This is a genomic window from Burkholderia arboris (assembly GCF_902499125.1).
Taxonomy (GTDB): Bacteria; Pseudomonadota; Gammaproteobacteria; order Burkholderiales; family Burkholderiaceae; genus Burkholderia; species Burkholderia arboris.
The window spans coordinates 18741-33190 of record NZ_CABVPX010000005.1; the positions used below are offsets into that span (position 1 = coordinate 18741).

A 14450-nucleotide genomic window follows, 5' to 3' on the forward strand; every position below is an offset into this window, starting at 1 on the left:
CCACGCCGACCGCGTGGCCTTTTTTGTATCCATTTTCATGTCGGAGGTTGTATGGCGGATATCGCCCTGTTTCAAGACGATGCGTTCTCGCTCGCGTCCCTGAGTGCTGCGATCAACGATCAGCCGTATGTGCCCGGCCGTATCGGCACGCTCGGGCTGTTCGAAGAGGACGGCATCACGACGACGACGATCCAGATCGAGCGCGATGGCGATACGCTCGCACTCGTTGCGGCTGGCGAGCGCGGTTCGCCGGCTGCCGTTGTGGGCGGTAGCAAGCGCAGCATGATCCCGTTCAACACCGTGCACCTGCCGCAGCGTGCCGTCATCAAGGCGGACGAAATCCAGAATCTGCGTGCGTTCGGCTCGGAAACCGAGCTGGAAGCGGTGCAGACCGTCGTGAATCGCCGGCTCGCGAAGATGCGCCGCCAGCTCGACGCGACACACGAATTTCATCGCATCGGCGCGATCAAGGGCACGGTGCTGGACGCGGACGGCAAAACGGTGCTGATCGACCTGTGGAAGTATTTCGACATCGACCAGACGGTGATTCCGTTCGAGCTGGGTAAGGCCGACACGGAACTGCGCACGAAGTGTACCGAGGTGCAGGACGCGATCGAAGACGCGCTCGGTGCAACGACGTACACGGGCGTGCGCGTGCTCTGCGGTCGCTTGTTCTGGAACAAGCTGATCAGCGCGAAGTCGGTCAAGGAAACGTACCTGGCGTCTGTCATGGCGGCGCAACTGCGGGGCGACGCGCGCGAGGCGTTCGACTTCGGCGGTTGCACGTTCGAGCGCTATCGCGGTCGCGTCGGTGATGTCGGGTATGTCGCTGACGACGAAGCTCATGCGGTGCCGGAGGGCGTGTCCGATCTGTTCATCACGCGTTTCGCGCCGGCCGACTACGTCGAAGCGGTGAACACGACCGGGATTCCGTACTACGCGAAGCAGGAGCTGATGGACTTCGGCAAGGGCGTCGAGATCGAGGCGCAGTCGAACCCGATCCATCTGTGCACGCGCCCGAAAGCGCTGATCAAGGTGAAGGCGTGACATGGCGTTCCGGGATCTGATGGCCGACGTCGACACTGCAGTGAAGCGAGACCTGTCGGACGAGGTCAAGATCGACGGCAAGGGGCTGCAGGGCATGTTCAAGGCGCCTTGGCTCGGCCCGGATCTCGGGACGCAACGCACGCAGCTCGTTGCGCCGATCCTCGACATCACGGACGACGACGCAGCTCGCGTGTCCGTGGGCAGCATCGTCGAAGCGGGTGGCGAGCGGTTCCGCGTTTTCGAGATTCACCCGACCGGTACGGGCTGGACGATCTTAATTCTGAGGTGACGATGGATCTGCTGAAGGTAGAGATCGACGTGAAGGGGGCGCTCGAAGCGCTCACGGGCCTGCCGCCAGCAGCAATGCAGGCGGCATGGCGTCGGACGCTGCGCAAGACGAGCGCATGGATCAGGAGCCAGACCGCGAAGGAGGTCGGCAGCGCGACGGGCATCCAGCAGAAGCTGTTGCGGCAGCGGATGTACTTCTTCATGCGGTCGGTCGACAGCGGGAAGGTGTGGCTCGGGTTGAATCCAATCGAGGCGCATCGGCTCGGTGCGGTACGGCGTACGAAGAAGGGTATCCGGGCCGGCAAATCGCTGTTCGAGAGCGCTTGGCGCAAGACGATGCGTCAACCGGACGGGCCGATCTATCGCCGGACCGGGAAAGCGCGAACGCCGTTCGAGGTCGTGACGGTCGAGTGGTCGCAGACGGGTGATCCGGCGTTCCGGAGGGCTGCCCGAGCGTGCGAGGCGCGGCTGATGACGGTACTGCGGCAAGAGGTCAACTATGAACTGCAAAAGGCGGTGAACCGTGCTCGCTAACCTGAAACAACTGCACGACGGCGTCGAGGCGGGACTACGCGAGCGGCTGCCGGATCTCGAACGCATCCATGCGTATCCGAAGATCGGCAAGTCGATCGACACGCCTTTCATCGCGATCGAGCTGTCGGAGCTGGAGCCGGGCCACGACGACGGAACCGGCCGCGTGCCCCTAGTCGCACGCATGCAGGCTCGCGTGATCGTCGACCCGTTGGTCGCGGATGCCGAAGTCCAGGTGCGCGAGCTGTCCGCTCGCGTGCTGCTAACGGTGCACGGGACGACATGGGGGCTGCCCATGACGCCCGGCAAACAGGTCGGGTCGGCCGGTGAAGATCCGTTCCGGCCCGAACTGGATACGTATCTCGTCTGGCTGGTCGAGTGGGTGCACGAATTTGACCTGGGCGACGCGTACGAACCGCCGACGAAGGGGCGCGCAGTGCGGTGGGGCGTTGATCCGGAGACGGGGCCGGGGCACGAAGACCGCTACTGGAATCCGGCGGATCAGGGAGCGGGGTGACGTGTGAGTGACTTCGAGCTGGGTGAGATGGATCGCCGCATGGCGTGCCTGACGCAGTCGGCCATCGTCGAGGCAATCACATACGACCCGCCACGTGTGAAGGTGCGGGTTGGCGATTGGGTGAGCGACTGGCTCAAATGGCAGGCTGGTGCGGCCGGCAAGGTGCGGCAGTGGCGTCCGCCGTCTGTCGATGAAGAGGTCGCGCTGTGGGCACCGTCCGGGGATCTCACCGGGGCGTTCGTTGCGCCGGGGTACTACACCGAGCAGCACGGTGGGTCCGGTCGGTCGAGTCCTGATGAGACCGCAACAGACTTCCCGGACGGCGCGTTCGAACAGTACAACCATGCGAGTCATGAATATGTGCTGTCGGTGCCGGCCGGCGGTCGGATCGTGTTTCGCATCGGCGGGACTGAGTTCGAGCTGAAGGCAGACAGCGCGACGCTGCGTAGCGCGAAGCTGCTGGCGGAAGTTCCGGACTCGACATTTACAGGCAACACGACAACCGAGCGAATGCTCACGTTCAACGGTGGCATGCAGGGCAGGCCGGGCGAGGGTGGCGGTGTCGCGATGAAGATCGCTGGCAGTGCGGAATATACCGGTGACGTCACGGCCGGCGGTAAGTCGCTCACCACGCATCGGCACCGTGAGGAAGGCGACGGCGAGTTGGTTAGTCTCCCGATCTAGGGTGGGCTGTTACTTTCGACAGTTAGCCGGCTCTCGTAGTGTCATGTATGTTTTCTGCGTTGGGGAGCGCTAACACTACGGAGTCGTTGAAATGGATGCGAAAAACGAGCAGCCTGCGAAAAAACACATTGCTGAATGGCCGTGGGCTGCGATTGTGCTTGTGATTGGATGGATAGGTTTCTGGATTCTATATTCATCGGGTGACGCATACTATCGAGCATTTTTGTCATCGTTTAATGTCGAGGCAGACGGTTTTCCGATTGATCAGTATCGTCATTTCGTATTGTCAGCGTTTAGTGGCTTGAACTTTATGAGCTTGGTGGATAGTTGGGCGAATAAAAATAAGTCGGCGCTGATGGTATTTTTAGGTGCGTATGTTCTGTTTCTGGTGGCTGTTGTAATTATTTCTCTGGTTTCGGATGGAAAGGAAAATAAGGCCGCCAAGTACGTGAGCAGGCATCCGGTGTTGCGGGTTATACGCGATGTTCTCTTCGCATGGTATGTTTTCCCGACCAGCCTATTTTTTATATCCGCTTCGTTTATGTTTGGGGCTTCGTTGCCTGCTGCATTTGCGGAGGCTGCGGGTAACGCGGTGGCTGAAAGATCAGCCGGAGATTATAAAAAAGGATGTGATCAGTCAACGGAGAATTGTCAGATCGCATTGAAGAACGGAGCGGAGATTGCGCGCGGGTACGTGATAGCTCAATCGACAACTCGAATTGCTCTCTTCAATAACGGAAGCACGGTGCAAATACCTCTTGATGGGGTGGAATTGCGGACCGTACCCAAAGCGCTGAAGCCTCGGCCGCCTGCGCACTGACAAGTCGGATTGCTTGAAAAGTAACTTTGGACCCCGCCCTGTGCGGGGTTTTTCGTTTGTGGGGGTGGGTATGGCGAAAGACGCACAACAAAGCGGGTCGGTGACACCCGTGACATTCATCGATACGGAGTTTCGCAGTCGCGTGATCGTGTTTCCGGACGGCTCGCACGTTGCCGTGCTGGCCGGCAAAACGGAAGTGACGGAGCCTGAGCATATCGCGTATCTCGAATCGCGCGAGTGCTTCAAGCGCATTCCGACGAAGGCGCAGTGATGGTCGCGCTGGTCGGTATGTGTCGCCGTACGGGCCGACTGATCGGCGGACTCGATCATCTCGTGCAAAGCATCGCTGACATTCTCAGCACGCGAAAGGGAACCCGCCGAGAGCGGCCCGATTACGGCTCGGATCTCCCTGCGATGGTTGACCTGCCCGTCACGCGCGGATGGATCTCGGCTGCTCAGGCGGAAGCCGCTCGTGCGATCGGACGATGGGAGCCGCGGATTGCGCTCGATCGCGTGAATGCGCTGTCTGTCGTGGACGGCAAAGTAACTTTCCGGATCGCCGGTCGCTACAGCGGCGATGACGTTGTATTCGAGGTGACGATATGACAGTGATCGATCTGTCGGCGCTTGATCCGCCGGATCTCGTCGAAACGCTCGACTTCGAGGAGCTGTACCAGCGCAAGCTGGAGCACTTCAAAAGCATTTACCCGGATTGGTCGGCGGCGCTCGAATCCGATCCCGTCGTCAAGCTGCTGGAGCTGGCCGCGTACGAGGATGTGCGTTTTCGGGCGCGCGTCAACGATGCGGGTCGTGCGGTGCTGCTGGCTTATGCGACGGGGGCGGATCTCGAACACCTCGCGGCGCTTTGGAACCTGAGGAAGGAGATCGTCGATCCCGGTGACCCGGAGGCGCATCCGCCGATTCCGGTCACGTACGAGCGCGACGAGCGCCTGCGACTTCGCACACAGATGGGGATTGAGCGCGCGTCGACGGCCGGCCCGTCCGGTTCGTATCGATCACTTGCGATGGACGCGTCAGCGGACGTCGCCGACGTACGCATCGACCGTCCCGAGCCGGGTGTCGTGCGCGTGGTCGTGAAGTCGTACTCGAACGGTGGAATCGCAAGCGACGCGCTGCTCGATACCGTGCGACGCGCGCTATCGCCAGAGGACCGTCGGCCGCTCAACGACACGCTGCTCGTCGTGCCAGCGCGACCGGTCAATTACGCAATCGTCGCTGATGTGTACGTCGGGCGCGGGCCTGATCCGGGCGTTGTGCTCGCTGCGCGGCGGCAGGATCTTGATATCGCCGTTGCGGCTGGAGAGAGTCTGCGGGTCGGCATGCCCAGATCGGCTGTAACCGGAGCGCTGCATCCGAAAGATTCGGGCGTTGTGCGCGTTGATCTGAAGTCCCCTGCTACCGATGTCGTGTGCGCGATCGACGAGTTCGCACGATGCACCTCGATCGTGCTCAATCTGAGGGTGAACGATGACGATTGAAGCGCTACTGCCGACGAATCAGACGAGTCTGGAGGCGGCGCTCGCGCAGGTGATGCGGCCGACCGTCGACCCGAACGTGATTCGCACGCTCTGGGATGCGGATCGTTGTCCGGCTGCGTTCCTGCCGTGGCTCGCTTGGTCGCTCGCGGTCGACGGATGGGAGCTGGCGGAGTCCGAAGGGACGCGACGCGAGCTGATCAAGTCGTCGCTGGCGATCTATCAGCGCAAAGGCACGCCGTGGGCGATTCGCGAGATCGTGCGCCGGCTCGGGTTCGGCGAGATCGATATACAAGAGGGGCGGCAGATCAAGCGCCGCGACGGTTCGGTGGAGCGTGACGGCAGATATCTGCACGGCGGATCGACAGCATGGGCCGAGTACATCGTGAAGCTGCGGCGGCCGGTGACGCGAGATCAGGGTGAGAACCTGAAGCGGGCAATCGAGCGCTACGCGCCGGTTCGTAGCCGGCTCGCGTGGCTGGACTTTTCTGAGGTTGCGATCCGACACAACGGTGTCGCGGCGCGCAATGGTCAATTTACGCGAGGGGTGATCGGTACATGGCCAATCTGAAGGAAGAAAGTAAGTGGGAAGACGGCGTCTATCAGTTCGAGACGTCGGACCCCGTGCAAGGTGGTCCCGATGGGGTCGACAACGTACCGACCAAGCAACTTGCGAATCGGACGCGGCACCTCAAAGACCGGGCGGACGCTGCCGACAAGGTTGTCGGGGGACTCGGAAGTGGCAAGCTGGACAAGTCGGGTGGGTCGATGTCGGGTGCGCTGCTCGCGAAACCTGGCGCGATTGCCGGCAACAATCCGAAGAATGTTGGCATCGCGTTCGATGGCGATGCCGATACCGGAATGTTTTCACCGTCGGAAGGCTATCTGCAGCTCGGCGCAAATGGGGTGCCGTATCTGGCGATGCAAGGTGATGTCATGTCACTCGCTTCGCCCGGAATCATGCTGTTCAATTCCGGCGATGCGGAACGCGCTCGGCTCACGCGGGACGGCCGATGGTTGTTCGGCACGGCAACCGATAACGGCCGCGATGGGCTGCAGGTCGCGCTACGTGCTTCGTTCGCGAACGGCATTTGTGCGACCGGCATGGACGTGCCCGATGGGGGGCAGGTTCGCGCGACCAGTTCGCAGTACGGTGCGATGTTGCGCGTCGACGACTTCACAGCGTACTGGCTGCAGACGAAGAAGGGCGATTCGCTGGGCAGTTGGAATGACTATCGACCGTTTTCGTGGACGCTTGGCACGGGGGCGGTGAGCATCGACGGTACGGGAGCAGGGACGTATTTCGGCGGATCGATCGACATGGGGGGCGATCTGAAGGTGCGGCCAGCCTCGGACGAGGGCCGGGTGTACTTGGGGCAGAGCAACGGGTACTTCTTTGCGAGTGCTGGCCGTGCCGGATGGTTCTCGGAGAGCCGGGGATCGTTTCAGTATCACTTCGGCGAACGCGTCTTGAAGGTCAACGACAAAGTTGTCTGGAGCGAAGGCAACCTCATGCCGCTTGACGTGAACAACGGGGGGACGCTCAAGGGTGCGCTTTGGCTCGCTGCTGGTGCTCGGATTGTTCTGTCGGAGGGCACACCGCAGAATCCGTCGCTGACGTTTGACAAAGACGGTACGACGGATACGGGGCTGTACCACATCGCGGACGGCGCGTTCGGTGTCGCCTGCAATGGGGTCGTGACTGCTCGCTTCACGGCGGATAAGGGCACGATCTTCGATCGTCCGGTTCAGGTTCCGACGCCGGCCGCTGGAGACCGATCAAACAACGCAGCGTCGACGGCATATGTCATCGATGCGATTGCATCGGCGTCGATCGGCCAGATCGTTTTCGAAGTGCGATCAAGCGTCCGGGCCGGCTGCCTGAAGCTGGACGGGGCGCTACTCAATCGAGCCGATTATCCGCACCTCTGGGCGTACGCACAGGCGAGCGGTGCGCTCGCCACAGAAAAGGATTGGGCCGCTGGTTGGTGGGGGTGCTTCTCTATCGGGGACGGGGCGACGACGTTCCGCATTCCAGAGTTTCGCGGCGAAGGTATCCGGTGTGCTGACGGTGGACGAGGCGTTGACTCCGGCCGTGGTGTCGGATCTTGGCAGGACAGCCAAAACCGATCGCACCGGCACGACGCGAGCGCCGGCGACGGCGGCGATCACGTGCATCCGGCATGGACCGATGGGCAAGGCGCACACAGTCATCCAGTGAACGAACCGCCACATTCTCACACCGCAAGCAACGGGAGTTTGTTTCTTTCCGGTGGCGTTGGTACCCCTGCGCGTCTCGCGGTTGATCAGAATTCAAACAATTGGATCGCTGGTCAATCGACCAACGCCGTAAAAACCGGAGTCAGCGTCGGGGACGGCGGAATGCACAGCCACAGCGTCGGCATGGATTGGGCCGGCCGTCATTCGCACGCGATCAATGTTGCGGCAGACGGAGGAACGGAAGCACGCATGCGCAACGTCGCTGTGCTTGCCATGATTCGCGCATATTAATTCGTGAGGTACAGCATGCTTTGCAATCAGTACGACAGTTTGACCGGGCAGTACGTCGTGAGCTTTCTTGCCGATGTCGATCCGATGAATTCCAGCCGCTATCTGGTCCCCGCGTTCTGCACGCTCGATCCGCTTCCCGAACGTCCGCCGCGCACCTGGCCGTTTTGGCGAGATGCCAAATGGGAGATGCTGCCCGACTATCGCGGCGTGCGTCTCTATCGAACGGAGTCCGGTCTGGCGGCGGAAATTACCGTGGCGGGCGTGACGCCGGATGACGCGGGATTGACCGATAAGCCGCGTCCGTCCGATACGCATGTTTGGCGGGACGGAGCATGGGTTGTCGATGAGAAGATCGTCGCGGACCGGGCGCGTGAAGCGGCGATGAATGACTTCTTCGCGCGGCTGGAAAATGCTCGTCAACAGAATCGCGGCAAATCAGATGCGCGGATGACGGGGCGGCTGTCGGATCTCGAAGAAGCAAAGTTCGACGCATGGACCGACTATCAGGTTGCACTGGTGAATGTAGTTGAGTCGCAGACCTTCCCGGCGAAGATCACGTGGCCGGCGGAACCCGATCCGGCCGCGATTCTCGCGAAGATCGAGAAAGCGCGAGCGGAGAAAGCCGCGCGCGAAGCTGAAGAAGCGGCCCAGCGCGAGGCAGCGCGGAAGCAGGCCGAGGCGGAACACGCGGCGGCCGAGGCGGAAATGCAGCGTCGAGCTGAAGGCTCGGCCGCACCCGACGTCGTCGCCGATCCGGTGCAGACGAAGGTATCCGACACGTCGACCAAAAAGTAACTTTGCCGACGCCGCATGTGTTGTCGGCGTCGTTTCGTTTCAAGCCGCTCCGATGAGCGGCTTTTTTTATTTCCGGAGACCCGTATGGCAGCGACTTCTTTTTTTCACGGCATCACGACGACGATCGTCGACAGCGGTCCTCGCACGATTGCGGTGCCGTCGTCGTCGGTGGTTGGTATGACCGACACATACACGCCCGGTCCCGATCTGGCGCAGCCGAACGTCCCCGTACAACTTACCAGCCACGGCGAGGCGGTGCGTGCGTTCGGCGAGAACAGCGCGATCGCGCGGGCGGCCCGCGCGATCTACGCGCAGAGCAGCGCGGTTGTGATCGCGGTTGGCGTGCCGGCAGCGGCCGATGCGGCGCAGCTCACGTCCGCGATCATCGGCGGTGTTTCGGCCGGCGGCGCACGCACTGGTATGCAGGCGCTGCTCGATGCGAAATCGCGTTTCAACGCACAACCGCGTTTGCTGATCGCCCCTGGGCATACCTCCAAGCAGCCGGTCGCGACAGCCGCCGACTCGCTCGCCGGCAAGCTGCGCGCGATGGCCGTGATCGACGGCCCGAACGTCGACGACGAGGCAGCGATCGCGTACGCGAAGAATTTCGGTAGCAAGCGCCTGTACATGGTCGACCCCGGCGCGAAGGCATGGGACAACGCGACGAACGGCGATATCTCGCTGCCGGCGTCGACGTACGCGGCCGGGCTGTTCTGTCAGACGGACGCGAAGATCGGTTTCTGGGCGTCGCCGTCGAACAAGGAGATCGTCGAGATCACGGGCACGGGCCGGCCGATCGAATACCTCGACGGCGACGAGACGTGTCGGGCGAACCTGCTCAACAACGCGAACATCACGACGATCATTCGCGACGGCGGGTATCGCCTCTGGGGGAACCGCACGCTGTCGGCCGATCCGAAATGGAAGTTCGTCACGCGCGTGCGTACGCTCGACATCGTAATGGACGCCGTTCAGGCCGGCCACAAGTGGGCGGTCGACCGTGGCATCACGGCGACGTACGTCAGCGACGTGACTGAAGGGCTGCGGGCGTTCATGCGTGACCTGAAGCGTCAGGGCGCAGTGATCAACTTCGAGGTCTATCCGGACCCGATGCTGAACACGGCGAGCCAGCTCGAAGACGGCAAGGTGTACTGGAACATCCGATTCACGGATGTCCCGCCGGCCGAAAACCCGATTTTCCGCTTCGAAGTCACGAACCAGTGGCTGACCGAAGTACTGGACAACCAGATCTAAGGGGGAACGATGATTCCGGAAACTCTGCATAACTGCAACGCGTTCGTCGACGGCCGCGGATACGCTGGCCGCGCAACGAGCATGACGCCGCCCAAGCTGAAGATCAAGACGGATGACTTCCGTGCCGGCGGCATGGACGGCACGGCGAAGGTCGATCAGGGCATGGAAGCAATGGATGCGTCGTTTGCCATGTCGACGATGGAATACGAGGTGCTGCGCTTCTTCGGACTGGTCGATCAGGGCGCGTTCAACGGCGTCTTTCGCGCGGTCTTTATGGACCGCAATGGCAAGACGAAGAATGTCGCCGTCTATCTGCGCGGCATGCTGTACGAAGTCGATCCGGGCGAATGGAAGCCCGGCGAAAAGGTCGACGCGAAGTACAGCGTGTCGTGCGACTACTACAAGCTGGAAGTCGACGGTGCGATCGTGCACGAGATCGACATCTTCGCGTGCAAGCGCGTGATCAACGGCGTCGATCAGCTCGCCGAAGTGCGCAAGGGTCTCGGCATGTAAGTGCCTCGCGTTCGTCATTCGACGGACACGCATCAAAGCTACTTTGTTTAATCAATGGCGAGCCGACGGCTCGCCATTTTTCGTTTCAGGAACCGTCATGGAAAAAGTCTCGATCAAGCTCGACTATCCGATCCCCCTCAACGGCGTCGAGTGCGACACCTTCACGATGCGCCGGCCGAAGGTGCGCGACATGCGCGGTGCGCAAAAGCTCGCGCAGAACGATGCCGAGGAGCAGGAGTTGATCCTGTTCGCGTCGCTCGCTGGCATCGCACCGAGCGATCTCGATGCGATGGACATGGCTGATTACGAGCGCGTGCAGGACGCGTACTACTCCTTTCGACCCGTACGCAAAGCTGGACCGAAAGACGCTCAAGGCGCTGGCGAAGCGGCTGGTGAGTGAATGCGGCATGTCGGCGACATCGATCGACGAGATGACGGTCGACGACATGCTCTGGTGGCTGACGGATTGAGGGGGCCGGGATGGCGAAAGACTTAGCGCTTGGGATCGTGATCGGCGGTGCCGTCTCGGCGACGTTCGGGAAAGCGATCTCCGACACGTCGTCGAAGATCGACGCGATGAAGAAGCGGGCGAACGACTCGCGTCTCTGGCAGCGCCAGATCGGCGAGACGATGCGTTTGCAGGATGAGTTCCGCCGGCTGCATTTGGCGGGTGACAGCGCGGCGGATGGCATCCGTCGCAAGCTCGACAGCAATCTGAAGTCGCTGCGAGACGCCGGCATCGAGGTTGGCCGCCTCGATCGTGCGTATGCGCAGCTTGGGCGGACCGCTCGCGGACTGGATCTGAAGGTCGCCGGCCGCGAGCGGCTGGCGGCAGGGCAAGAGGCCGGGCGTGGCGTGATCGGTGATGCGGTGAAGTTGACGGCGGCTGTCGCGGTGCCGGCGACGATTGCCGCGAACTATCAGGCGATCATTCGTGACATCGCGCTCAAGGCAGGTATTGCGCGCACGCAGCAAGAGGCCGCGATGGGTTCGCGTATCCGGCGCGATGCGGCGTCGAACGGGATCGGCCGCAACGAGCTGGCCGACGCCGTCAACCAGATGGTTGCAGGCGGCATGGATCTCGATCGTGCGCTCAACTTCGCGCCGCTGGTTGCGAAGTTCTCGATCGGTCAGGGTGCGACGACGGTCGAGACCGCGAAGATGATCCAAGCATTGCAGCAGAACGCCGAGATCGTCGACCCGCAGCAGATGTCGAAGGCGCTCGAAGCGATCGCGTATCTCGGCAAGGAAGGGTCGTTCGAGTCTGTCGACATGGCGCGGTGGTTCCCGGTGCTGCTCGCCGAAATGAAGAAGGTCGGCATCACGGGGCAGGATTCGGTGACGCAGCTCGGGGCGATGCTCCAGGTGCAGATGAAGACGGCTGGCAGTTCGGACGAGGCGGCGAACAACCTCAAAAACTGGTTCTCGAAGATCGGCTCCGGCGAGACCGAACGCAACTATGCGAAGGCCGGCGTCGACTATCAGGGAAAGATGCGCGAGGCGATCGGCAAGGGCTGGTCGACGCTGGAGGCGTCGTTCGTGCTCGCCCGCGCATACATCGAGCGTGTCGACCCGGCCAAGGCGAAGCAGCTCGCGGCTGCTGCGAAGCAGTTCAATTCCGAAATGGACCCGGCCAAGCGTCAGACCCAGATGGCCGCGTTCGCCGAGACGATGAAGACCGGCGACCTGTTCAACGACATGCAGGTCAAGGCGGCGCTGACGGCGTACATGCAGAACGCCGAGCTGTATACGAACCTGAAGCGAAACGCGCAGCAGGCGAGCGGCGAGATCCAGAAGGATCTGGAGGCACGTCGGGAGACGTCCAAACAGATCTGGAGCGAGGTCGGACAGCGATGGGACGACGCGATGCGCAGCATTGGCGACGCGTTGCGGCCGATCACGGATCGCGTTGGCGAGGCGGCGAAGGGGGCCGGGAGCAGTGTCCAGTCCGCAGCAGACAGCGCCCCGAAGGCGACGGCTGCTGTTGTCGGCATCGCCGGCACGGTGCTCGCGGTGCGTGGAGCAAAGGCACTTTGGAGCATCGGTCGCGGGATGTTCGATATCGCGCGCGGCACCGTGCTTGCGCGTGGTGGTCGAGGGGCTGCGGGGCGTGCCGGTGGTGCGGGTGGCGCTGTTGGACGTGCGCTGGACGCGATCGGCGGGGCGGCCGGTGCCGCTGGTGGTGTGCAACGGGTGTTCGTCGTCAACATGCCCGGCGGTGGGGGCGATGGTGGCGGGCTTGGCGATCTGATGGGCGGTGGACGAGCGGGTCGAGCTGCGCGTCGTGCAGCTGCTCGCGCTGGTCGGTTCGGCAGGATCGGCCGGATCTTCAACGCGGGGCGCGCGATTTTCGGTCGGGTCGCACCGTATGCCGGGAAGCTGGCTGTCGGGGCGACCGTGCTGAAGTTCGGACTGGCCGCACGCGAGGCGTACGCCGTCGCGTCGAGCACGGATACGAACGATCGGAAGGCCAGCCGCTTTGCTGGCATTGCCGGCAGTCTCGCGGGTGGCGTGATCGGCGCGAAGGTCGGGGCGGTGGTCGGCTCGATTGGCGGGCCGATTGGAACGGCCGTTGTCGGTGTGCTTGGCGGGGCGCTCGGGACGTTTGTGGGCGACAAGGCATTGAGTGCCATCGCGAACAAGGTTCTGGGCCAGAGGCTCGACGAGACGCCTGCGAACGCCGAAGCGGTCGCCAAGGCTGCGAAGGCTGCTGAAAGTCCGGCGGCAGACGCTCGCTTCGGGCCGCGCATCGATCAGACGAACACGTTCGCGCCGGTCTTCAACGTGAAGATCGAAGGGAGCGATGCCGACATGGCTAACAAGTTCATCCAGCAGGTCAGTCCGCAGTTGACGCGGATGATGGAGGAGCAGCAACGCAAGGCGAATAGCCGGACAGCAATGTTCGACTCGCCGCATATGTAAGGGAGGCGCTATGGACGTGATTCGACAGATCACGGGAGCAGCAACGCAGGCGGGAATCGCGACGGAGCGCGTGCGGCAGATGGTTCGCATCTTCGATCGGAACCGTGCGGCGAGCATGGCGACGGTCGACGTGCTGCAGCGTCTCGCAACCGGCAACCTGAGCAGCGCGGCCGAGCTGCTGACGGGCGCGACGAGCGCCTTGTCGGTGGCGTCGGATCTGTTTCCGCAGGTCGGCGCTGTCGTACGCAGCTTCAACGCGACGCAGGCGTCGATCGGCTCGATTCTGAAGGCCGTCGACGGATCGAGTTTCCCCCTAGTGCGGGCTGCCGCTGACAGCGTGAGGTCTGCATTGGGCGGGGCGTGGAATCAGTTCAACGCGGCGGTTGGCCTGAAAGACTCGGCGGTGCTCGACGTGATCAAGTCGACGGGCGTCGGCTCGATGCTGTCGGGTCTCGTCGACGGAGCGTCGTCGAGCACTCCGCACCTGATGACGATGACGACGGATGCCGGCGACGCGTTCCACTTCAACCTGTCGACTGCCGCTCACGACAAGCTGCGGCGGGCGACGCGGTATCGCGTCGCGTCTCAGGAGCGTCTGAATCGTCAGGAGGCGCTGCAGCCGGTCAGCGAGGGGGGCGAGACGATCACGCTGTCGGGCGTCGTGTTCCCGTCGCTTGGGGCGGGCACAAAGCAGATCAGCCGGCTGCGTGCAATCGGCGGCCGGATGAAGCCCGTGCAGCTCACGACGGGCGATGGCGAAGTGCTCGGCCGCTGGCTGTTGCAGGCGATCGAGGAGGAGCAGGACGCGCTGCTCGCGGACGGCATGCCGCGCAAACAAACATTCTCGGTGGAGTTTGGCCGCTATGGCGAAGACTTTAAGAACGTCTGACGGCGACGTGCTCGACACGCTTTGCTATCGCTTCTACGGTGGGCTGCAGGGAACGGTCGAGGCCGTGTACGAAGCGAATCCGGGGCTGGCGAATCAACGGCAGCCGTTCGCGGCCGGTGTCGAGATCCTGATGCCGGATCTCGAAGCGCCGCGTGTCGAGTCGGTCCAGCTCTGGACATAGTG

General features: G+C 62.6%; 18 protein-coding genes. All 18 read left to right on the forward strand.

Annotated elements, in window-relative coordinates:
• Positions 1-51: 51 nt before the first annotated feature.
• Positions 52-1047, forward strand: a complete 996-nt coding sequence (locus BLA15945_RS07710; protein WP_174991967.1) for a major capsid protein — start codon at positions 52-54, stop codon at positions 1045-1047.
• A 1-nt stretch (position 1048) separates the two neighbouring features.
• The gene (locus tag BLA15945_RS07715) at positions 1049-1336 is read left to right on the forward strand and encodes a head-tail joining protein (protein ID WP_174991968.1); all 288 of its coding nucleotides are present in this window, start codon (positions 1049-1051) and stop codon (positions 1334-1336) included.
• 2 nt (positions 1337-1338) lie between these two features.
• Positions 1339-1869 (forward strand): phage tail protein, encoded by a 531-nt coding sequence (locus BLA15945_RS07720; protein ID WP_174991969.1) that lies wholly within the window; start codon positions 1339-1341, stop codon positions 1867-1869.
• Complete coding sequence (locus BLA15945_RS07725) at positions 1859-2383, forward strand: hypothetical protein (protein WP_174991970.1); 525 nt, start codon at positions 1859-1861, stop codon at positions 2381-2383. Before BLA15945_RS07720 ends, BLA15945_RS07725 begins: the two co-directional genes overlap by 11 nt.
• Before the next feature lie 3 nt (positions 2384-2386).
• On the forward strand, positions 2387-3067 hold the full coding sequence (locus BLA15945_RS07730) for a phage baseplate assembly protein V (protein WP_174991971.1): 681 nt from the start codon (positions 2387-2389) through the stop codon (positions 3065-3067).
• Positions 3068-3158: 91 nt separating this feature from the next.
• On the forward strand, positions 3159-3887 hold the full coding sequence (locus tag BLA15945_RS07735) for a hypothetical protein (protein WP_174991972.1): 729 nt from the start codon (positions 3159-3161) through the stop codon (positions 3885-3887).
• A 109-nt stretch (positions 3888-3996) separates the two neighbouring features.
• Complete coding sequence (locus tag BLA15945_RS07740) at positions 3997-4158, forward strand: hypothetical protein (RefSeq protein ID WP_226135219.1); 162 nt, start codon at positions 3997-3999, stop codon at positions 4156-4158.
• Positions 4158-4493 carry a GPW/gp25 family protein gene (locus BLA15945_RS07745; RefSeq protein ID WP_124647107.1) on the forward strand — a complete coding sequence of 112 codons (336 nt, stop codon included), beginning with the start codon at positions 4158-4160 and terminating at the stop codon, positions 4491-4493. The genes BLA15945_RS07740 and BLA15945_RS07745 overlap by 1 nt, the downstream gene beginning before the upstream one ends.
• Positions 4490-5386, forward strand: a complete 897-nt coding sequence (locus tag BLA15945_RS07750; RefSeq protein ID WP_174991974.1) for a baseplate assembly protein — start codon at positions 4490-4492, stop codon at positions 5384-5386. The genes BLA15945_RS07745 and BLA15945_RS07750 overlap by 4 nt, the downstream gene beginning before the upstream one ends.
• Positions 5376-5954 (forward strand): phage tail protein I, encoded by a 579-nt coding sequence (locus BLA15945_RS07755; RefSeq protein ID WP_174991975.1) that lies wholly within the window; start codon positions 5376-5378, stop codon positions 5952-5954. Before BLA15945_RS07750 ends, BLA15945_RS07755 begins: the two co-directional genes overlap by 11 nt.
• On the forward strand, positions 5942-7894 hold the full coding sequence (locus BLA15945_RS07760) for a phage tail protein (RefSeq protein ID WP_174991976.1): 1953 nt from the start codon (positions 5942-5944) through the stop codon (positions 7892-7894). The genes BLA15945_RS07755 and BLA15945_RS07760 overlap by 13 nt, the downstream gene beginning before the upstream one ends.
• 15 nt (positions 7895-7909) lie before the next feature.
• Positions 7910-8689, forward strand: a complete 780-nt coding sequence (locus BLA15945_RS07765; RefSeq protein ID WP_174991977.1) for a tail fiber assembly protein — start codon at positions 7910-7912, stop codon at positions 8687-8689.
• Between the two features lie 84 nt (positions 8690-8773).
• On the forward strand, positions 8774-9943 hold the full coding sequence (locus BLA15945_RS07770) for a phage tail sheath subtilisin-like domain-containing protein (RefSeq protein WP_174991978.1): 1170 nt from the start codon (positions 8774-8776) through the stop codon (positions 9941-9943).
• A 9-nt stretch (positions 9944-9952) separates the two neighbouring features.
• On the forward strand, positions 9953-10456 hold the full coding sequence (locus BLA15945_RS07775; RefSeq protein ID WP_174991979.1) for a phage major tail tube protein: 504 nt from the start codon (positions 9953-9955) through the stop codon (positions 10454-10456).
• A gap of 97 nt (positions 10457-10553) precedes the next feature.
• The gene (locus BLA15945_RS07780) at positions 10554-10856 is read left to right on the forward strand and encodes a phage tail assembly protein (protein WP_174991980.1); all 303 of its coding nucleotides are present in this window, start codon (positions 10554-10556) and stop codon (positions 10854-10856) included.
• 80 nt (positions 10857-10936) lie between these two features.
• On the forward strand, positions 10937-13378 hold the full coding sequence (locus BLA15945_RS07785; protein ID WP_174991981.1) for a phage tail tape measure protein: 2442 nt from the start codon (positions 10937-10939) through the stop codon (positions 13376-13378).
• A 10-nt stretch (positions 13379-13388) separates the two neighbouring features.
• Entirely contained in the window at positions 13389-14267 is an 879-nt protein-coding gene (locus BLA15945_RS07790) for a phage tail protein (protein ID WP_174991982.1), read from the forward strand.
• Positions 14242-14448 carry a tail protein X gene (locus BLA15945_RS07795; protein ID WP_174991983.1) on the forward strand — a complete coding sequence of 69 codons (207 nt, stop codon included), beginning with the start codon at positions 14242-14244 and terminating at the stop codon, positions 14446-14448. The genes BLA15945_RS07790 and BLA15945_RS07795 overlap by 26 nt, the downstream gene beginning before the upstream one ends.
• Positions 14449-14450 lie beyond the last annotated feature (2 nt).